This is a genomic window from Mogibacterium sp. CM50 (assembly GCF_000293155.1).
In the GTDB taxonomy this organism is placed as follows: domain Bacteria; phylum Bacillota; class Clostridia; order Peptostreptococcales; family Anaerovoracaceae; genus Mogibacterium; species Mogibacterium timidum.
This window is the reverse complement of the sequence record NZ_ALNL01000044.1, coordinates 252,110-272,098: the sequence shown is the minus strand read 5'-3', so window position 1 is coordinate 272,098 and position 19,989 is coordinate 252,110. Positions and strand designations below refer to the sequence as shown.

The following is a 19,989-nucleotide window of genomic DNA, read 5'->3' as shown; positions in this document are numbered from 1 at the left end:
ACGTTTTATAAATGAAAGGTTAAAGGTAGAGATGAGAGACTTCTTTCGCGACCGACACCTGGTGAGCAATCCATATCTGAACTTCCTGGAAGTGTTCAGCTTGTTATTGCTTTTGTGGATCGTGATGTCAGAGATATTTCAGGTGAAATTCGTTTTATACGGATGTATTTCCGCATTTTTGATTTCATGCTTTGTCATAGATTCTCTGAGAATTGGAGGCCTCAAATCCGACCGCACATATTTCATTCTACATGCCAACTATCTGAAGCTCCTAATATACTTCCTGTGGCTGATCAAGGAAGTGGTGAAAAGTGCTGTGGATGTCACCGGGATTATATTGACATCCAATGACAAGATAGATCCGCTTGTAGTGTGGTTCAAGGCGGACTATGATAATCCGGCAGCGAGGGCTATTCTTGCAAATTCAATAACCTTAACTCCGGGAACTGTCACCATCGATATATATGACAGTGGCGTTTTTTCTGTACACGCACTCACCCGAAAGTTTGCCGACGGATTGCTTTCGGGTGATATGCAGAAGAGGATTGCCAAACTCTACGGTGAGGAGATCGATTACCGTGTCGTCGATGTGGTGGTTGATCCGGATTATACAGTTAAGGAAGTTGTCGAGCTGACAACCAAGCGATTCAAGAGAAGGAGAAAGAAGAAAAATGCATAGTTTTTTCATTGCAATTCTTGCCGGCCTTCTAGCGATTGTGCTGACGATGATCATCACGATGTTTGTCGGCAAGACTGTATACGATAAGCTTAATGCGCTGTTTGTAATAAATACGAATATAGTAATGCTGATTCTGGTAGTGGGACTGATTGATGACAGAATGGACATGCATATCGATATCGCTCTCAGCTATGCGCTTCTCGGTTTCATTACAACTGTAATTTTGGCTAAATTCATAGGAGGTAGGAGGTAATGGGTGTACACAATATTATTGCGATAGCACTTATCGGCCTTGGATACCTCTTCATGGCAATTGCGGCTGTAGGTGTAATTAAATTTCCGGATTTCTTTACACGTCTACACGCATCAGGTGTAGGCGAGACCTTTGGTGCTCTCATGATGACGCTGGGAATCATCGCTTATAAAGAGGGTACGCTGCTGTCCTTAAAGGTGTTTATCATATTCTTCATACTTCTGCTGACCAATCCGCTTGGTACGAATCTGATTATGCTGACTTCAATTCATGCCAAAAACTATCAGGATTATAATCACAAGAGACACGTGGGTGTCAGTGAGGACTTGGATATCGAAGCGCGTGCGGATGCTGATGATGAAGAAAATGCCACAGCTGAAGGAGAAGTTGCTGATGATGAAAACGATGATTTGGAAGAAGGAGGTAGATAGATGAGTACATATATTGTGGAAGCGCTGCTGCTTCTGGCTTTGATATCTATCACGCTGGTGATAATTTTCGATAAGGACCTGGTGGCGGTAGTCGTTGTGTACTGTGCATTCAGCTTTGTGACGATGTTTCTGTACATCATCATGGGGGCTCCTGATGTCGCATTCACTGAGGCGGTAATCGGGGTAATTTCGACTATCTATTTCATCATGACGCTCAAAAACATAGATAGGCGGTGCAAGTGATGCGCAAATATGTCAATGTGACGTTTTTAATTGCTTCCATCGTTACGCTGTTCCTCGTTGTAGCTAAGCTTGACGTGCTTCCGGCAATTGGGGATGTGAATTCAGCGCCGGCATTGCATGTGTCCAAATACTACATCGAGCATGCTGTGCATGACACTAACTCACCCAATATGGTAACCGCAATGATTGTAGATTATCGCGCCTTCGATACTATGTTCGAGACAACGGTAATGTTCCTGTCGGGAATCGGGGTAATCATGATTCTGGCAAACAGACCTAAGGCCAAGAACCGTATCGTAGAGCCGAAGAGGTATTTCGGACATCGCTATAAGCTGGGTGATCCTACTTACAAGACAATCAACAAGGATGTAATGATCACGCTGCTGGAACCGCTGATTCTGATATATGCGTTCTATGTACTGTTCCACGGAGAGGTCAGTCTGGGCGGAGGCTTTCAGTCAGGAGCGCTTATAGCACTGACATATATCATTGATATACTGGTCATACCGGACAAAAAGAACCTGTTCATGATGACAGGTAAGAACTCGTCTAGTATAGCGGGTATCGGCGTTCTGATATACGTTATGACCGGTGTGGTACCGATGTTTAACGGTGGCTCTTTCATGGACTACACATATCTGCCGTTGCCTGTTCATACAGCCGAGAGGCATGCTATCGGCATACTCCTTGTAGAGATTGGAGTAACAATCGGTGTAATGGGTACTATTATTACAATTCTGAATGCGATTATGAAGAGGGTAAGATTTGATGATGACACAGATCAACGCGTTGCTGGCAAGTAAAGGAATATATTTTCTAACGCTTCTGCTGATGTTGCTGGGAGTGTATGGGATGATTTCCTGCAAGAATTATATGAAGAAATTGATATGCATGAATATTATGCAGGTAGCTGTCATATTCTTCTACCTTTGCTTTGCTCAGAAAAAGGGTGGAACTATTCCGATTGCGCTGGATACTATAGTTAATGCCAGCAAATATGTCAATCCGATACCTCATGGTCTAATGCTCACTGCAATTGTTGTAAGCCTTGGTACCACAGGTGTAGGGCTTGCGCTTCTCACTCGCATTAAGGAGAAGTACGGGAGCATCGAGGAGGACGATATAATCAGGAGGGAGAACCGTTTTAAATGAATGATCTTCCAATAATTATTATTTTATTGCCGCTTATCAGTGCTCTGCTGTCGATTGCGCTGTCAAGAATCCATATACATCTGGGCAGAAATATTGTCACAGCTGCAATTTTTGTTGCTCTTGGATGTGCTGTGAAATTATTCATCAACATTATTAAGGGCGGACCTGTTCATTACAGCTTTGGCGGTTACAAAGCACCTTACGGCATCGAATTTTATATTGACTCTATAGGAGCGATTATAGTCGTTGTAATACTGCTGCTCGGTTTTATCACGACACTCTATGTGATGAACTTTGAAGTCACAAATGAACGCAAGGTCATCGGCGGTGCTTACTCGCTTATCGGACTGCTGATAGTGGGCATGTGCGGTATGAGCATGACAGGGGATGTGTTCAACCTGTACGTATTCCTCGAGATTACCTCGCTGTCAGCGTACTGTCTAATAGCGCTCGGTGGAAGCCGAGGCATAGTGGCTTCTTTTAGATATCTCCTTGTAGGAACCGTTGCGGCTACGATGTATCTTCTCGGCGTCGGGATATTATACGCTTCGACTGGTACACTCAACATGGCAGATATGAGGAATATCTTGAATTCCCACAACTACGATACTGAGATGACAGTGTCCATGTGCCTGTTTATAGCTGCATTTGGCATCAAGATGCCGATGTTCCCGTTTCATGGTTGGCAGCCTTCTGCCTATTCGCATGCTGAACCGGGTTCGAGACCGCTTATTGCCGGTGTAATGGGTAAGATTCCTGCGCTCGCGCTGTTCAGATATATGTATTTTATATATGGAACTGATTTTAAATTCTTCAATCTGTTCCTGAACATAATCGGCATACTCTCGTGCTGTGGAATCATCTACGGTTCGGTACGAGCAATGGCGCAGGAGGATGTGAGGAAGATCTTTGCATACTCTTCAATAGCGCAGATTGGGTATATCACGCTTGGTTTTGCCATTGACAGTCCGTATGCGCTGGCAGGCGCTTTTTTGCATTTAATCGGTCATGTGTTCATGAAAAGCGGACTTTTCTTCAGTTCGGCAGCCATCAGATACAGGTTCGGCAGCTTTAAGATATCCAGCTTCGGAGGGATTTATAAAAAGATGCCGCTCACATCAGGCTTGATTGTGTTGGCATCGCTCTCCATGATAGGAATTCCGCCGGCTGTAGGATTTTTCAGCAAATGGTACATCGCTCTAGGCGCAGCGGAGACTCATCAGTACCGGTACATCGCGATACTGGTGTTGAGCAGCTTGCTCAACGCTATCTACTTCTTCAAGCTGATAGAGAAGATATTTATCAATCAACCAAAGGAGTTGTATGATAAGCGAGATGGCGAGACTGTTGAGCTGCCATGGACTATGCTTTTGGCAATCGGCACATGTTTTGTGATCATATTGGCTCTTGGTATATTCAATGCCGGTGTTTTTGATGTGATAATGATGACGGTGAAGGGGGTATGAATATGAACTTGATAGCTCTAAATCTGCGCCCCTTGCTGGCGATTCTTGTTTCACTTGTTGCATCCGGGCTCATCTATGTGCTGGGTGAACACATCAAGGCGAATACAAGAGAGGCGATAACCTTCACGGCTTCCATTCTTAAGATTCTGTTAGTCTATTCGATGGTGCCTGCGGTTCTTACGGGTCAGACGATTAGGCTCGAGCTGTTTAGGCTGGTGGACGGCATCTCATTTGCCTTAAATGTCGATACAGCCGGCATCGTGTTTGCTTGCAGCGCTTCGACACTTTGGTTGCTCACGTCTGCATACTCCGTCGGCTATATGCGAGGTCACGGTGAGAAAAATCAGACAGGCTACTATGCTGCTTTTGCTATGTGTCTGTCAGCTGCAATGGGCATTTGCTTCGCGGCAAATCTCATTACATTTTTCATATTCTTTGAGGTGCTTACCATCGCAACATATCCGCTCGTAGTCCATTACCGTGACGCAGAGGGCACGAGTTCAGGTAGAAAATATCTGGCTTATACATTGATTAGCGGTCAGATATTCTTTGCCGCTATGGTTATCGTGTATGCAGTCTCAGGAACATTAGAATTCAAGCCCGGCGGGTTCATGGATTCCGGCATGATTCCCGGCGGATGGATGTTGGTCATTTTTGTCATGATGATTGGAGCGGGAATCGTCAAGGCCGGCGTGATGCCGTTTCACAGCTGGTTGCCGGCGGCAATGGTTGCGCCGACACCGGTCAGTGCACTGCTTCATGCCGTAGTAGTGGTTAAAGCCGGAGCGTTTGCAACCTTGAGAGTTATGATGTATGTATTTGGACCGAAACTGGCGAGAGAATGTGGAGGAGCGACCCTGCTAGCCTGGATGGCAGCGGTGACGATACTAATATCGTCACTGATAGCGCTCAAGAAGGACAATCTCAAGGCTAGGTTGGCTTTTTCAACCATAGGGCAGCTGTCATATATTGTGCTGGGAATTGCTATCCTATCTCCGCTGAGCACAGTAGGTGCTCTTTATCATCTGGTTGCCCATGCATTTATGAAGATCACACTATTCATGTGTGCCGGTGCCATATTCGTTACAGCTCACAAGAAAAATATCAGTGAGATGGTGGGTCTTGGTCGGAGAATGCCGATAACGATGACAGCATTTACAATAGCTTCACTCGGAATAGCGGGATTCCCGTTCTTTGTCGGCTTCGTTAGCAAAGCAAATATCATCATGGGTGCGCTTAAGTCGGGGCAGCTGTTGTTCGGTGTGACATTGATTGTGAGCGCGTTGCTCGCTTTAACTTATCTTATGCCTGTAGTGCTGATTGCATTTAAAAGAGACGTTGTAAATCCTGATTTTACGGTATACGGAGAGGCTAACAGGATGATGCTCATTCCGCTGGTTATTACAGCAGGCTTGTCGTTGCTGCTTGGACTGGCGCCTAACTTCGGCCTGCATCTGCTGGACTTGGCAATGCAGACTGGCAACGCAGTATTTTCGGCAACAGGAGGTACGCTATGTTGAACGAGATATTACATTACATAGTTCTTTCTCTTGCAGGTTCTGTGGCATTGGTTGTCATGAGTAAGATCATATTAAACAAGCTGCTACGCCGTGATACGGGGTATTACGAGTCAATAGAGCTTGATGAAGAAGCCGAGATGCTGAAGCGCGCATCTATCGATGCATTGTATCCTGAGAGGAGTGAAGACGATGTTAAATAGCTTTCATCCCGGACTCCTGATTATAGCGATCGGCTCTTTGATTTTGATCCTGCCGGCAAAGTGCAGGAAGCCTCTGGCACTGATATCAGCTGCTGTTGGAATAGCAGGTTTGTTCATACTCAGTAGTAGCAGTCATCTTGTATACAGGCTTACGCCTGCGCTTAAACTGAATCTTATTCACGTGGATAGACTGTCGATAATATTCATAATAATATTTGCAATTATCGGAGCTATCAACAATATATATGGGCTGGATATTCAGGACAAATGGGAAAAGGGAATGTCGGTAATTTACGGCGGTAGCATTATCGCCGCGACGTTAGCTGGTGACGTGATTTCTCTTATAGTGTTCTGGGAGGTTGCGGCATTTAGTGCGGCATATTTAATCTATGCTAAACACACCAGACGTTCGTCAAGGGCGGCGCTCAGATATTTGCTGATGCACGCGTTTGGAGGTAACATGCTCTTGGTAGGCTTCTTGATGCATGCGGCAAACAGCGGTTCCTTGGCGATTCCTAAATATACCGGCTCAGATGGCTCTGCAGCCTTCTGGTTCATACTGATTGGAGTCTGTGTCAACGCAGTTGTGCCGCCGTTTAACTCGTGGATTTCCGATTCGTATCCGGAATCTACTATTGCGGGAACAGTATTCATGTGCGGATATACCACAAAGCTGGGAATTTACGCCATGATTAGGATATTTGCAGGAACAGAGATGCTTTTATACGCAGGCGTATTTATGGCTCTCTACGGTGTTTTGATGGCATTTTTGGAGAATGATCTGCGCAGGCTGTTCAGCTACCATATAATGTCACAGCTTGGATACATGGTTGCATCGCTCGCTGTTGGTGGAGCATGGGGGATCGATGGAGCCGCTTCACACGTGTTTAACAACATAATCTACAAGGGCGTTTTGATGATGTGTTCAGGTGCAGTGATAATGGCAACCGGCAAGAGAAAGATTACAGAGCTCGGAGGCCTCAAGGATAAGATGCCTATTACGGCATTTACATTCCTTATAGCTTCGCTTTCGATTGCGGGAATGCCGTTCCTTAACGGATTTGCGTCCAAGACTGTTGTAATGCACGCGGTACAGGCAAGCGGGCACGATGTTGCGGCACTGTTGCTAACCGTCACGTCTATAGGCACCTGGTTATCCGTGGTTCTTAAGGTCAACTGGTTTGTTTTCCTTGGTGAAGCCAGGACTGAGTTTGAAGTCAAAGAGATTCCGCTATCCATGAAGCTCGGCATGCTTCTCGGTGCAGCAGGGTGCATTATAATCGGTATAGTTCCTTCGATTTTGTATAGGCTTTTGCCATTTGCAGTATCTGTACATCCTTTTACAGTCGAGCATGTGCTTGAGTACCTGATTCTATTCGCCGGAGCAACAATCGTATTCTGGCTTGTGAGAGTTAAAATGCTGCCGCATGATCAGCTCTCGTTGGACTTCGACTGGCTTCTGAGAAAGCCCTTAGCCGGGGTAATAACAGCAACATCAACCGGACTTAACAAATTTACAGGGTGGGCAGACGTCAAATCGCTTGGAATAGTTCGTTTCTGTGGCGAGAGACTTGGCAACCCTTACAAATGGACAGAAAGCTCCCGCAGGTCATTCGTTCGGAACATATCGTTTGAAAATGAAGATCGTGATATAGGCATCGTCATTGAGATATCGGTTTCGATGCTGGCATTAATAACTATAATAGCTATGTTATTTATCAATAAATAGCAAATGTATTGACAATGAAGCTCTATTACATATAATTGAAGTTAGAGTATGACAGGTCATACGAAGGGGTACACCACCTTGGGTGTAGAGCTTCGTGTGACCTTTTTTTTGTTGTATTAGCTGTGCCAGACAATCGGAGTTATGAGCGGCTTGTTCATATGATATGATGCGGTTTGCAGTCTTTCGAAGGGAGGTGAGGAGCTTGATTAGGGTTAATGGAAGAGAGCACGAATATATAAAGGATATGACTATCGAGGAGCTTATTGTCGCCCTCGAGTATAATCCGGTTCGCATTGCAGTTGAATATATGGGCCGGATACTACCCCGGAGTGAATATGGACGGGTGGTTATAGCTGATGGCGATTGTATTGAAATTGTCTGCTTTATGGGAGGAGGTTAATTGTCAGTGAGATGTAATATTCCGAGTGAGTCGGAACTCAATCGGGCAAAAGACATGAGATTTACAAGAGAGCTTCACGATAAGCTGCGGAGAGCGTCAGTAGCGATTGCGGGAGCGGGCGGTCTCGGCTCCAATGTGGCTGTAATGCTTGCTAGAGCGGGCATTGGACATCTGCATATCGTCGATTATGATATCGTAGATATAACCAACCTTAACAGACAGGCGTATACGATTAGACATATCGGTATGCACAAGGTGGATGCAATCAGCAATATTTTGCTGGAAATCAATCCGTACATGAAGGTGACTACGGAAAATGTCATGGTGGATGAGTCTAATTGCGTGAGAATATTTGGAGGCTTTGACCTGGTGTGCGAAGCCTTTGACCGGGCGTCGGCAAAATCCATGCTCGTCAGCACGCTGTTATCCGAAACCGGTGAGCAGGTAGTTGTCTCAGGCTCCGGGATGGCAGGATATGGGGATGCTAATGCGATTAAGAGCAGATGCGTGACGAAGAGATTGTATATCTGTGGAGATGAGACAACCGATGTGTCTGAGTGCATTGGGCTGATGGCGCCACGAGTTGCTATCTGTTCAGGTCATCAAGCTAATCTGATAGTCAGGTTGATACTTGGCGAAGCTTGACGGTTCTGAGCTGCTGATGTCAGATACAATGCCGCACTGCGGACAAAACTGTAATACAGCTGACTGTACAAGGCTATATCAAGGTGTATGAAGCTGTATCGCAATTACGAGGAATAAGGACCGGGAAGAACTGGGAGCCGGAATACGTAAAAATGAAAGGAAATATATAGAAGGAGCACAATATGAACGATAAGCTTGCAATAGCAGGAAGAGAATTTGAATCACGCTTTATCCTAGGATCGGGCAAGTACGACCTTGAGCTGATACGAGCAGCCGTTGAAAATGCCAAGGCAGAGATCATTACACTCTCGGTCAGACGAGCAAATACCGGTGGACAGAATATACTTGATTACATTCCCGGTAATGTGACCCTGCTGCCAAACACTTCCGGTGCCAGGAATGCCGATGAGGCTGTGAGAATTGCACGTCTAGCCAGAGAGCTGGGATGCGGCGATTTCATTAAGGTTGAGGTCATTCGCGATTCAAAGTATCTATTTCCGGATAATCAGGAGACGATTCGCGCGACTGAGATACTTGCTAAGGAGGGCTTTGTGGTTATGCCATACATGTACCCTGATCTCAATGCGGCACGCGACCTTGTAAATGCAGGGGCTGCTACCATTATGCCTCTTGCGGCTCCAATCGGATCTAACAGAGGACTCGTCACCAAGGAGATAATCAGGATTCTGGTTGACGAGATAGATATCCCGATAATCGTGGATGCCGGTATCGGTTCTCCCTCACAGGCCTGCGAGGCGATGGAGATGGGGGCAGATGCGATTATGGCTAATACGGCCATTGCAACTGCACGAGATGTAGCTACGATGGCAGGAGCTTTTGGCAAGGCGGTTGAGGCCGGAAGAACTGCGTATCTCGCAGGGCTTGGCAGAATAGTCAAGGATGGTGGCGTCGCGTCGTCGCCGCTCACCGGTTTTCTGGAGGGATAGCGAATGAACGGAAAAGCACGTATAGACCACATGAAATATTTGGAAGGAATGGAGATTATTTCCCATGAAATATATGATGCGGTTCTAAAAGAGATGAATGGATACAGACCTGAGCATTACGGCGATAGCGACGTGATGCGTGCACTTGAGCATGAGTCTTGCAGTGTGGATGATTTTAAAGTGTTGCTGTCACCTGCGGCGGGGAAATATCTGGAGCAGCTTGCGAAGCGAGCTAAGCTCGAGAAGGATAAGCATTTCGGTAATTCGGTCAACATGTTTACGCCACTCTATATATCCAATTATTGTGAAAATTACTGCATCTACTGTGGCTTCAATTGTCATAACAGGATTCACAGGGCGAAGTTGAACGGCGCAGAGATAGAGCGAGAGATGCAGGCAATCGCTGCTACAGGACTTGAAGAGATTTTGATACTGACCGGGGAGAGTCGCAGCATGTCAGATGTTAATTACATAGGTGAAGCTTGCAAAATCGGACGTAAATACTTCAAAAATGTCGGTGTTGAAATATATCCGATTAACTCCGATGAATATGCGTTTCTTCACTCGTGCGGTGCCGACTATGTGACGGTCTTTCAAGAGACGTATGACTCCGATGAATATGAGAAGCTGCATCTGTCCGGTCACAAGCGCATATTCCCTTATCGTTTCAATGCTCAGGAGCGTGCGCTCATTGGAGGCATGCGCGGCGTCGGGTTTGCAGCCCTTTTGGGCTTAGGTGATTTCAGACGCGATGCACTTGCAACCGGCCTTCATGCCTATATGCTGCAGCGCAAGTATCCGTGGGCAGAAATCTCATTTTCTTGTCCCAGACTGCGTCCGATTATCAGCAACAGCGATGATGACATGAGTTTTTCCCTTTCTTCCGATAGTGAAACGGTGGGAGAAAGACAACTGCTTCAGGCTATGTGTGCCTATAGGATATTCATGCCGTTCGCAGCTATGACGCTATCGACCAGGGAGCGAACAGGTTTTCGGGATCATGCAGTCGCAATTGCAGCAACGAGGATATCTGCAGGGGTTGATACAGGTATCGGAAGTCACAGCGACGATACTGCGACAGGTGACAACCAGTTTGAAATTGCAGATGGAAGGACTGTTGATGAGATATATTCAGCCCTATGTAGTCACGGAATGCAGCCGGTGATGAACGATTATGTGTACGTGTAAAAAAATTTTCGTAACGAACCGCCGCTTATCCGACTTGTCGCTTGACGAGCAGGTAGAGAGGGTATTCGAGAAATCAAGGCCAAATACATTGATACTGAGGGAGAAGGATTTGCCTGAAAGCGAATACCGAGATTTATCTTTACAGATAAAAGAAATCTGTGATAGTTTTGATGTCGAATTTATAGTTAATAAGTTTTGGCAAGTAGCATTTGATATGAGTGTTCCGGTACAGTTGTCATTTCAGGATTACATGAACCTAAAAAGGCCGGAATATGGACACAAAACCGAAAGTTTGAGGGATGAAGAGCTGTGCGTCTGTTCAAATATAAAATTCCCCTACACATGGGTATCAATTCATTCTGTAGAGGAAGCACTTGCTGCATCCTCTGCGGGGGCGGATTGCCTAATTGCCGGTCATATATTTACAACAGCCTGCAAGCCCGGGATTGCACCTCGCGGAATACAATTCCTGACTGATGTCATCTCTGAAGTCGAGGTTCCCGTATATGCAATCGGGGGAATCAAGTCCGGCAACCTGCAGCTGGTAATTGCTGCAGGTGCTGATGGAGCATGTCAGATGTCATATTACATGAAAATGTAGTACTATTATTGTGCTTCTTCCATGTTCGGCGGTGTTTTATACTACTAATAATGAGAGGTCAGCAGTAATTGAAAAAATTGTAAAAACTCATTAGCAGTTTGTGATTAGCAGGTTGAATCAATCAGAAAAGAGGATACTGATGTCTATTAGCAGTGTAAGAGAGTATTTCAGAAAATTAGGTATCGAGGATAAGGTGATGGAATTCGACGTATCGAGTGCTACAGTAGAACTCGCAGCGGCTGCACTCGGGTGCGAGGGACAGAGAATTGGCAAAACTATGGCTTTTATAGTCGATGACAGACCAATTCTCATAGTCGTTGCGGGCGATGCGAGAATTGCCAACCCGAAGTTTAAGGGCCGCTTCCATACCAAAGCCAGGATGATAGCTCCGGACCGGTTAGATGAGTTGGTAGGTCATGAGATGGGCGGTGTGTGTCCGTTTGCTATCAGGGAAGGCGTAGAAGTGTATCTCGATGAGTCACTGAAGAGATTTCAGACTGTATTTCCGGCAGCGGGGAGTGCCAACAGCGCAATAGAACTAAGCCTTCCGGAGCTCGAGAGATATGCGCATGCTGAAGGCTGGGTTGATGTGTGCAAGGGTTGGGAATAGCAGTTTCCGGCTACAGTCTCATCTGCTCGAGCTCGGCAATAATTCTGTTGTATGGGAGACCGACAACATTTTCGTAATCACCACGGATTGCTGATATGTATTTGCGAAATCCGCCTTGAATAGCGTAAGAGCCGGCCTTGTCGAAGGGTTCTCCGGTATTTATATACTCTTTGATATCAGAATCGCTGTAGTCCTTACAAATTATCTCCGTAACCTCTGCAAAGTTTTTTCTTCCATCTAGCAAAGGTGTGCCGCCGTCAATCTCCACCAGCGTTACTCCGCTCGCCACAAAGTGTATGGAATTCCTGAGTGATGAAAGCATGCGAAATGCATCGTCTCTATCTCTTGGCTTGCCCATGATTTCGTCATTGTAGACGACGGTGTCCGAAGCAATCAGCAGAGCTCTACCGCGTATGTTTTCAAGTGCTGGTAAGGAGGTCGCTGCAAGTGCCTTTCGCTCTGAAAGCAGTCGCACGGCATCAATATAATCGGTTTCTGCAGGAAGGGTTTCATCTACATCGCATGGAATGAGTATCGGCTCAATCCCATGACCTCGCAGTATATCGAGACGGCGTGGTGATTTGGATGCGAGTATAATGCTATCGTATTTTGTTAGTGCGGGATGCCCCGAATTCGTCTGCATTCTTAATCCTTTCGAATAGATTCTTAACAGGCGGCATATTGATGACAACTATTGTAATTGCTGCCTCAACTGCAATATAGGTGATATTGTACCATACAGACCAGGTAACCGCATTAAACCCCTTTGGTGCGTATGAGCCAAAGAAGATGATTCCGGATGCAACCGCGCACAGGTATCTTGCAAATACTCCTACGACATAGACCTTCGTTAATCCGTTTTTTCCGTTCCTAAACGCTCCACCGATGCCTAACGCTCCGAAAGCGATTGGGTAATCGAGTAGAAGCTGTGCAGGATGGATGACATAAGGGCCAAATATCAGGTTGACGAGGCCCAATGCAACTCCCGCCATTATACCTCGTTTAGTTCCATACAGATATGTCACCACAGCGATCGGAAGTAGCGACAAAAGTGTGATGGATCCGCCCTGAGGCATGGTAAAAATTTTAACATTTGATAGAACCATTGCAATAGCAATGAGAAGGGCAGAGACGGTCATTGCCTTGATATCGACCTTTCTGTTAGCGCCCTTACTCTTACCTCCAAGCGTGATGAGCACAAGCATGAGTACGATGACGAGTATGATTACGACTTGACCTACTCTTGATTCAACAAAACCTTGTAAGTTCATTAAAAAACCTCCTATATTTCAGGAGGGGGTGCAGTTGATATTAGCTAGCTTCCCGTGGCAGCATTATCTGCCTGGTAGAAGGGTCTCGCTTCGCGATTACGCATAACTGCAAATACAATCTTGCGGATAACGTAAACCAAAGCAACTCTCAGCTATCGCTCCCCCAGCATTATTTTATTAGCTAATTGTACATTGTAGTAAATAACAATTCAAGTGAATAAACCTTATCTGTATAGGTTGTATCTTATCTGTATAAGTTGTAAATCAAATTTACCTGATGGCGTGTTTCTCGATTGACACTATGCGTTGCAAACTGATCTGCATCAGGCTGTTGAATTTTAGGGTTAAAAATAACTTGAAAAATAATAAGTAAATCGATTATTAATATAGAATTTATCAATGTGTCTCCTGTATAATCTTACGTGTTATAAAAAGCGGCGGCACAGCTAACTCGCATGTGGCATCGCGCGGAGGAAATATTTATTATAAGTTTGTATTGAGGTGTTTTCAAATGAAAGAGAAAGAGAATCTTCTCGAAGAAAGAGATGCGAGCGGAGTAGCACTATTACCGCTCCTGCTGTTTATCGTAATTTATCTCGGAGCAGGCATGATCTTGCAGTCGAAAGGTGTTGAAATGGCATTCTACCGGTTTCCTACGGTAGTTGCCATGACGATTGCAGTTATTGTTGCATTCCTAATGTATCACAAGACCGGAATCAATGAAAACTTCACACTTTTTGCCAGGGGAGCAGGTGATGAGAATATCATGACAATGCTCATGATTTACCTTCTGGCAGGAGCGTTCTCATCAGTAGCCGGAGCTATGGGCGGAGTTGCTTCCACTGCAAATCTGGGACTTACAATTATTTCACCCAGATTTATCGTCCCCGGGATCTTCGTAATTGCTGCGTTCCTATCTACGGCAACAGGTACATCGATGGGAACCATAGGGGCAATAGTTCCTATCGCTTATCAGATGGCTAAGACTGCGGATCTCAATATGGCGTTCGTTATATCCGCGGTAATGACAGGTGCAATGTTTGGGGATAACCTATCCATGATCTCTGATACAACAATTGCCGCTACCAGGACACAGGGCGTTGATCTGAAGGACAAATTCAGAACCAACGCTTGGATTTCTCTTCCATCGGCGGTAATTACCATAGTGCTGATGATTATATTCAGCAAGGGCGGCACGTCTGTAGGTCAACTTGATTATAGCGTTATCAAGGTTATACCGTATGTTCTGGTACTTGGACTTGCACTTGCAGGGCTCAATGTATTTACGGTACTGCTCATCGGAATACTTATTGCTTCTGTTGTAGGAATAGGAACCGGCACAATCGGTCTGATGGACATTGCAGGTAAAATCTGGACAGGCTATCAGGGCATGATGGAAGTATTCCTGCTATCGATGCTTGTCGGTGGACTCGCAGAGATGACTAAACACTACGGAGGCCTCAAATGGCTGATTACCAAGACGAGCAAGCTGTTCAAGGGTCCTAAGTCGGCTTCCGTTGGTATTGCTGCACTTACAGCAATTACAGATGCTGCTGTAGCTAACAATACTGTAGCTATCATCGTGAACGGTGAAATCGCCAGAGAGATTTCTGAGAAGTACAGAATCGATCCTAGAAGAACGGCTTCGTTCCTTGATATCTTCTCATGTATCATGCAAGGCTTTATTCCTTACGGGGCTCAGTTTCTGATGACCGCCAGCTTAACCAAGAATTCGGTTAATCCAACTGACATGATTCCATACAACTGGTATCTGATTATTATCGCAGCTGTGTCGATCTTGTCCGTAGTTATTCCTTCATATAATAAGAGAGTGTGCAAGGGAGAATGGGATTGGGAGCATATGATGCCTGACTACGCGGTAGCTAAGCTTGAGAAATAGCGATTGCCTAGTAGTAGCCAGTATGGCGCCTTGATTTTTAGAAGGGCTATTGCAGCCCATTTGGTGCACCGCTGTGATTACATCGATAGATGCGGTATAAAAGTGTAGAAAAATGTAAGGGTAAACGATATAAATCAGAGAGCTGCAGAACTTCTGCATGTTTGACGATCCTAGAAAGTAGTATGGGTATTGACAAGTGGACGGCGGTAGTTTACAATTATCGGGTCGAAGAAGAAGTTATCCGCTTCTCACCTTGTATGCGTTGGTGTACGGGTTACCTGTGACTTGATTTAATCAGTTAGTTCGCGGATACTTCTGTATCCGCTTTTTTATTATATGGAGGTAGACCAATTAGCAAGGATAAACAACAGATCAACGGAGATATTCGTGCAAAGGAAGTCCGTTTGATAGATGAGAATGGAGATATGCGCGGAGTTATGGGCATCAGAGAAGCGCTGGCGATTGCTGAGGAGGCCAACCTGGACCTCGTAAATGTTTCTCCGAATGCTGAGCCGCCCGTTTGCAAAATCCTCGACTACGGGAAATATCGCTACGAGCTCCAGAAGAAGGACAAGATAGCTAAGAAAAACCAGAAGACCATGCAGGTCAAGGAGGTTAGACTCAGCACCTTTATTGAGGCTCACGATGTAAATGTAAAGGCGAATACAGCAATCAAGTTCTTGAAGGATGGAGATAAGGTTAAGGTTAGCCTTAGATTCAGAGGTAGAGAGCGTGATTATACAGCTAAAGGCTTTGATGTTATGAACAGCTTTGCGGATCAGGTATCTGAATACGGTGTCATCGACAAGAAGCCGAAGTTTGAGGGACGAAGCCTTACTATGTTCCTATCACCGAAGAACGGCAAGTAATGAATTAACAACTTAGGAGGAAATCATTATGGCAAAGAACAAGATGAAGTCTCATAGAGGCGCAAGCAAGAGAATGAAGCTTACCGGTTCCGGTAAGCTTAAGAGAAACAAGGCATATAAAAGCCATATTCTGACAAAGAAGACTGCAAAGAGAAAGAGAGGTCTTCGTAAGTCCACAGTGCTTACCGGTGCAGATACAAAGCGTATGCTTAGATCAATGGCAAAGTAGTTTAGGGAGGTTTTGAGATATGGCAAGAGTAAAGAAGGGTGTAAACGCTCATAAGAGACATAAGAAGGTATTGAAGCAGGCAAAGGGCTTCTACGGACAGAGAAGCAGGAATTTCAGAGCTGCTAACCCGGCGGTGATGAGAGCACTCAGATCCGCTTTCGTTGGAAGAAAGAACAAGAAGAGAGAGTACAGAAGACTGTGGATTGCCAGAATCAACGCAGCAGCAAGAGCTAACGGTATCAACTACAGTAACCTTATGAACGGCCTAAAGAAGTCCGGAATTGAGCTCAACAGGAAGATGTTATCCGAGATGGCAATCTACGATGCAGCCGGCTTTGCTGAACTGTGCGAGATCGCTAAGAAGGCTAATTAACATATGGAATATTTTTTAAGCCACATAGGCGTCATATTCGTGGCTGCGATAATCGTCGCAGTGTTCGCAGTCATATGGTGGGGTCTGACAGCCAGAAATGAATATCTTAAGCGTAAGCGTGCGATGGCTCGCAAGGAAGCTGCACTTGCAAAGCATAATGAACAAAACAAAAACGATTAGCTTTAAGCAGAACTCCTGATCCAATGTCGTTGAGTCATTAAGTTAAAAAGACTTATCAACACTCTCTCTGATAAAATGGAGAGGGTGTGTTTTTTTAGTTTTAAATTTGTGCAAATTTGTAGACATTATTATAAATTTATGATATCGTATGTAAAACAAACTTGGTGGTGTTAATCTTTAGAAGGGAAATTGACAATCATGATGATTAGGAACACAATCTGTCAGACAGACAGACAGACAGACAGACAGACAGACAGACAGACAGACATAGATGTTTTTTTGTGTTTAAAATTCAAGGTGATTGTTTGAGGACAGTGTTGATGTATCTACATCAAGGCTGCCCTTTTTGTATGCATAAACTCGAGCTTTAAATTTAGCGTTTGTGATTCCGAGAGGACTAATATCCGACATAAATAATTAATATGTTAAAAATGGAATTTATGCAGCATACTCGCATAATATTCGTTTTTATAGTTGATTTATCTGTTTAAGCAGTTCATATGTATATTGTACTGCCTGCAATATATGCGATGAGCTGTTTAAACGGAATATACGTTATCATTATGTAAATCCAATGAAAAAGGAGAAGAAGATGAATACGAAAGTGAAAAGCAGATCACGTTTACTGCTTGCATTCCTCATGATTGTGACCATGCTGTTCACCGGTGGAGCATGGATGTCTTTCGCGGACAATGGAGGTCGCATGACTGTGAAGGGTGTTGAAGCCGGTGCGACAGTTAAGGCGTACAAAATTGTTAAGCAAAATAACAAGGGGCAGTGGGAGCCGGTTCTAAACGGATCTATTAACGATGTCACGAAACCGACAGGTAAGGAAATCGGCAAATTGGCTACTAGGCTTAGTGAGCTTGGTACTCCCGTAGATATGACTGTTTCCGGAAAGGATTACACAGGTACCGGTACACCCGGAATGTACCTCGTCGTTGTAAGCAAGACCAAGAGCACGTACGTTTATAACCCTATGGTTGTTTCAGTTAACTTTGATGGAAGCGGTAAGCATGACGGCGGTACTGTGGATGCAAATTCTAAGTTTCAGTTTGGTCCAAATGCCTATGCTAAGCGCTCTGAACCTTCATTGGACAAGGAAATCACAGGTAAGGAGAACAATCCGCAGGTTGAAAATGATAGCACCAAGCATGGTGATACACTGAAACCCGGTGATGTGACAAGCTTCAAGATTACTACGGATGTACCATCGTATTCACAGGTGTATGACAATGCTAAACTGAAGTTTGAGATCAAAGATACCGTAAGCGAGGGGCTCGATGCTCCAACAGATATTAAGGTTGCAGACGGGAACAAAACGCTGGTCGAGAATACGGATTATGAGCTTGTTAAGAGCGGCAAGTCATTTACGGTTAAACTGAAGAAAGAGTATCTTCTGAGCGGTGATTCGGCTAAGAAGGTTACAGTGACCTACAAAGCAAAGCTTAACAGCAATGCTACAAGCGGCTTTGATGCCAACACAAATAAAGCGGAGATCAAATACTCCAACAGTCCAAGCACAGAAGACGATAAGGATAAAACTACTTATCACTACACATTTGATATAGACGGTGATGTAGCAGGCAGCAAGAATATCAAGGGCGAAGAAATCGTCAAGGTCGGCGTTGATAAGACTACAGGCGAGCTTCTCACAAAGAAGAATATTACAGAGTCATCAACAGTTACAGGAAAGCTGGCGGGTGCAAAGTTTACTCTCTATAAGGCTGATGCTTCCGGCCATAAGACTAATACTGTTGCAGGAACCGCTACAACGGATGCGAACGGTCTTATGAAATTCAGCAAGCTGGATGCCGGTAAGTATGTACTCGTCGAGACTGAGGCACCTGCCGGATATGTCCTTAACGACAAGGAAATTCCTGTTGAGATTACTGCCAAGCTAAATGCCGTAACAGGCATCCTGGAGTCATACAGTGTCAAGATTAACAACGAGTTTACCTCGACCTACAAGGCTAGCTATGATGGCGGTACCACATTGAAGACAGTTGACAAGAGCGGTGATATGACACTCTTCAACAACTATAAGCCGGGGCTGCTTCCGACAACAGGAGGTATGGGAACATATCTCTTCATGATAGTGGGAGGCTCTCTGATTGCAATTGCTGTATCACTACATCTCAAGAGTCGCAGGAAACAAGAGCAGTAGGATAAGAAAAACTGTTTTAAAGAACGAATGCTGCGGGTGCGGCAGACGGGATAAAACAACAAAATAAACTGAGAGGAAAGAGGAGTCCTGATTGATGCAAATAGTTCATAAATTGAAACAAAATGCTGTAGTTTTTGGACTTTTATTCGCAGGACTTCTCGTCCTCTTTTATCCTGCATACAGTAATCTGTTTAACCAAATGCAGGCTCATAGGATGATAACTGATTACCGCAAAGCTGTTGATGGTAAGAGCGATGATACGAAAAAACAGGAAATAGCAAAAGCACATAGATATAATACAAAGCTAATCAATGAAAAGGTTCCCGAATCCTTTGCCAAAAGGTTGGGAATCAAACATGATTCGGAATATGAAGGGCTTCTAAATCCTTCAGGCAACGGTATGATGGGCATAGTGAGTATCCCGTCTATCGACGTCGAATTACCGATTTATCATTATACGACAAATGAAATACTTGAGAAGGGTGCCGGACATTTGTTTGGCAGCAGTCTCCCTGTCGGGGGGAAAAGTGCGCATTCGGTAATTACCGCGCATCGCGGTTTACCAAGTGCAAAGATGTTTACAGACCTTGATGAGCTGAGGAACGGAGATAAGTTCTTTATCGAGGTCTTGGGACAAAAGATTGCTTACAAGGTGGATCGAATCAAAACGGTCAAACCTGAAGATACACAAGATATGAAAATTATCGAAGGAGAGGATCTTGTGACGCTTGTCACCTGTACTCCTTACGGACAGAATACACATAGGCTGTTGGTGCGAGGTCATAGGGTCGCATATAATGCCGGCGATGAGGTTAAGGAACCGACACACCGCAGGATTCCGTGGGCACATATCCTTTGTATTATGCTCGGCGTATTTCTTGCAGTAGATTGCTACGTGCTAGCCGTACGTTTGCGCAGAAACAAAGGGAGATGAGC

Annotated in this window: 25 protein-coding genes; 23 read left to right on the top strand and 2 right to left on the bottom strand. The window is 44.9% G+C overall.

What is annotated here, in order from left to right:
- Nucleotides 1-31: 31 nt before the first annotated feature.
- From HMPREF1152_RS09130 to HMPREF1152_RS08580, 16 genes are all read left to right on the top strand, one after another.
- Nucleotides 32-679, top strand: coding sequence for a Na+/H+ antiporter subunit E (locus HMPREF1152_RS09130; RefSeq protein WP_083844369.1), 648 nt, complete (start codon nt 32-34; stop codon nt 677-679).
- Nucleotides 672-932 (top strand): monovalent cation/H+ antiporter complex subunit F, encoded by a 261-nt coding sequence (locus HMPREF1152_RS08645; protein WP_009644760.1) that lies wholly within the window; start codon nt 672-674, stop codon nt 930-932. Before HMPREF1152_RS09130 ends, HMPREF1152_RS08645 begins: the two co-directional genes overlap by 8 nt.
- Nucleotides 932-1,363: a monovalent cation/H(+) antiporter subunit G gene (mnhG, locus tag HMPREF1152_RS09125; protein ID WP_009644706.1), complete on the top strand. Its 432-nt coding sequence runs from the start codon at nt 932-934 to the stop codon at nt 1,361-1,363. Before HMPREF1152_RS08645 ends, mnhG begins: the two co-directional genes overlap by 1 nt.
- Nucleotides 1,364-1,606 carry a Na(+)/H(+) antiporter subunit B gene (locus HMPREF1152_RS09120; protein WP_009644663.1) on the top strand — a complete coding sequence of 81 codons (243 nt, stop codon included), beginning with the start codon at nt 1,364-1,366 and terminating at the stop codon, nt 1,604-1,606.
- Entirely contained in the window at nt 1,606-2,409 is an 804-nt protein-coding gene (mbhE, locus tag HMPREF1152_RS09115) for a hydrogen gas-evolving membrane-bound hydrogenase subunit E (protein ID WP_009644597.1), read from the top strand. The genes HMPREF1152_RS09120 and mbhE overlap by 1 nt, the downstream gene beginning before the upstream one ends.
- Nucleotides 2,375-2,758, top strand: a complete 384-nt coding sequence (locus tag HMPREF1152_RS08630; protein ID WP_009644679.1) for a sodium:proton antiporter — start codon at nt 2,375-2,377, stop codon at nt 2,756-2,758. The genes mbhE and HMPREF1152_RS08630 overlap by 35 nt, the downstream gene beginning before the upstream one ends.
- Complete coding sequence (locus HMPREF1152_RS08625) at nt 2,755-4,224, top strand: complex I subunit 5 family protein (protein WP_009644726.1); 1,470 nt, start codon at nt 2,755-2,757, stop codon at nt 4,222-4,224. Before HMPREF1152_RS08630 ends, HMPREF1152_RS08625 begins: the two co-directional genes overlap by 4 nt.
- Before the next feature lie 2 nt (nt 4,225-4,226).
- Nucleotides 4,227-5,744 (top strand): monovalent cation/H+ antiporter subunit D family protein, encoded by a 1,518-nt coding sequence (locus HMPREF1152_RS08620; protein ID WP_009644700.1) that lies wholly within the window; start codon nt 4,227-4,229, stop codon nt 5,742-5,744.
- The gene (locus HMPREF1152_RS08615) at nt 5,741-5,944 is read left to right on the top strand and encodes a hypothetical protein (RefSeq protein WP_156791997.1); all 204 of its coding nucleotides are present in this window, start codon (nt 5,741-5,743) and stop codon (nt 5,942-5,944) included. Before HMPREF1152_RS08620 ends, HMPREF1152_RS08615 begins: the two co-directional genes overlap by 4 nt.
- On the top strand, nt 5,934-7,673 hold the full coding sequence (locus HMPREF1152_RS08610; protein ID WP_009644834.1) for a proton-conducting transporter transmembrane domain-containing protein: 1,740 nt from the start codon (nt 5,934-5,936) through the stop codon (nt 7,671-7,673). The genes HMPREF1152_RS08615 and HMPREF1152_RS08610 overlap by 11 nt, the downstream gene beginning before the upstream one ends.
- Before the next feature lie 202 nt (nt 7,674-7,875).
- Complete coding sequence (gene thiS, locus HMPREF1152_RS08605) at nt 7,876-8,073, top strand: sulfur carrier protein ThiS (protein ID WP_009644754.1); 198 nt, start codon at nt 7,876-7,878, stop codon at nt 8,071-8,073.
- 6 nt (nt 8,074-8,079) lie between these two features.
- The gene (thiF, locus tag HMPREF1152_RS08600) at nt 8,080-8,718 is read left to right on the top strand and encodes a sulfur carrier protein ThiS adenylyltransferase ThiF (RefSeq protein ID WP_009644693.1); all 639 of its coding nucleotides are present in this window, start codon (nt 8,080-8,082) and stop codon (nt 8,716-8,718) included.
- A 182-nt stretch (nt 8,719-8,900) separates the two neighbouring features.
- Nucleotides 8,901-9,665 (top strand): thiazole synthase, encoded by a 765-nt coding sequence (locus HMPREF1152_RS08595; protein WP_009644772.1) that lies wholly within the window; start codon nt 8,901-8,903, stop codon nt 9,663-9,665.
- A gap of 3 nt (nt 9,666-9,668) precedes the next feature.
- Nucleotides 9,669-10,853, top strand: a complete 1,185-nt coding sequence (gene thiH / locus HMPREF1152_RS08590) for a 2-iminoacetate synthase ThiH (RefSeq protein ID WP_009644839.1) — start codon at nt 9,669-9,671, stop codon at nt 10,851-10,853.
- Nucleotides 10,840-11,454: a thiamine phosphate synthase gene (locus HMPREF1152_RS08585; protein WP_039883887.1), complete on the top strand. Its 615-nt coding sequence runs from the start codon at nt 10,840-10,842 to the stop codon at nt 11,452-11,454. Before thiH ends, HMPREF1152_RS08585 begins: the two co-directional genes overlap by 14 nt.
- Before the next feature lie 139 nt (nt 11,455-11,593).
- Nucleotides 11,594-12,064, top strand: a complete 471-nt coding sequence (locus HMPREF1152_RS08580) for a YbaK/EbsC family protein (protein WP_009644735.1) — start codon at nt 11,594-11,596, stop codon at nt 12,062-12,064.
- Between the two features lie 10 nt (nt 12,065-12,074).
- Here the strand turns inward: HMPREF1152_RS08580 and HMPREF1152_RS08575 are convergent, their stop codons facing one another.
- Together HMPREF1152_RS08575 and thiT are read right to left on the bottom strand one after the other, a co-directional pair.
- A complete protein-coding gene (locus tag HMPREF1152_RS08575; protein WP_009644762.1) occupies nt 12,075-12,707 on the bottom strand; it encodes a Maf family protein in 633 nt (210 codons plus the stop codon).
- Nucleotides 12,664-13,335, bottom strand: a complete 672-nt coding sequence (gene thiT / locus HMPREF1152_RS08570) for an energy-coupled thiamine transporter ThiT (RefSeq protein WP_009644824.1) — start codon at nt 13,333-13,335, stop codon at nt 12,664-12,666. Before thiT ends, HMPREF1152_RS08575 begins: the two co-directional genes overlap by 44 nt.
- Before the next feature lie 511 nt (nt 13,336-13,846).
- Between thiT and HMPREF1152_RS08565 the strand changes: the two genes are divergently transcribed.
- From HMPREF1152_RS08565 to HMPREF1152_RS08540, 7 genes are all read left to right on the top strand, one after another.
- Nucleotides 13,847-15,235 (top strand): Na+/H+ antiporter NhaC family protein, encoded by a 1,389-nt coding sequence (locus HMPREF1152_RS08565; protein ID WP_009644812.1) that lies wholly within the window; start codon nt 13,847-13,849, stop codon nt 15,233-15,235.
- 350 nt (nt 15,236-15,585) lie between these two features.
- The gene (gene infC / locus HMPREF1152_RS08560; RefSeq protein WP_036380926.1) at nt 15,586-16,104 is read left to right on the top strand and encodes a translation initiation factor IF-3; all 519 of its coding nucleotides are present in this window, start codon (nt 15,586-15,588) and stop codon (nt 16,102-16,104) included.
- Nucleotides 16,105-16,132: 28 nt separating this feature from the next.
- Nucleotides 16,133-16,333 (top strand): 50S ribosomal protein L35, encoded by a 201-nt coding sequence (gene rpmI / locus HMPREF1152_RS08555; RefSeq protein WP_009644715.1) that lies wholly within the window; start codon nt 16,133-16,135, stop codon nt 16,331-16,333.
- A 19-nt stretch (nt 16,334-16,352) separates the two neighbouring features.
- The gene (rplT, locus tag HMPREF1152_RS08550) at nt 16,353-16,706 is read left to right on the top strand and encodes a 50S ribosomal protein L20 (protein ID WP_009644651.1); all 354 of its coding nucleotides are present in this window, start codon (nt 16,353-16,355) and stop codon (nt 16,704-16,706) included.
- A 3-nt stretch (nt 16,707-16,709) separates the two neighbouring features.
- Nucleotides 16,710-16,886 (top strand): hypothetical protein, encoded by a 177-nt coding sequence (locus HMPREF1152_RS09655; RefSeq protein WP_009644601.1) that lies wholly within the window; start codon nt 16,710-16,712, stop codon nt 16,884-16,886.
- Nucleotides 16,887-17,478: 592 nt separating this feature from the next.
- Nucleotides 17,479-19,053 carry an isopeptide-forming domain-containing fimbrial protein gene (locus HMPREF1152_RS08545; protein ID WP_009644624.1) on the top strand — a complete coding sequence of 525 codons (1,575 nt, stop codon included), beginning with the start codon at nt 17,479-17,481 and terminating at the stop codon, nt 19,051-19,053.
- A gap of 94 nt (nt 19,054-19,147) precedes the next feature.
- Nucleotides 19,148-19,987, top strand: a complete 840-nt coding sequence (locus HMPREF1152_RS08540; RefSeq protein WP_009644757.1) for a class C sortase — start codon at nt 19,148-19,150, stop codon at nt 19,985-19,987.
- Nucleotides 19,988-19,989 lie beyond the last annotated feature (2 nt).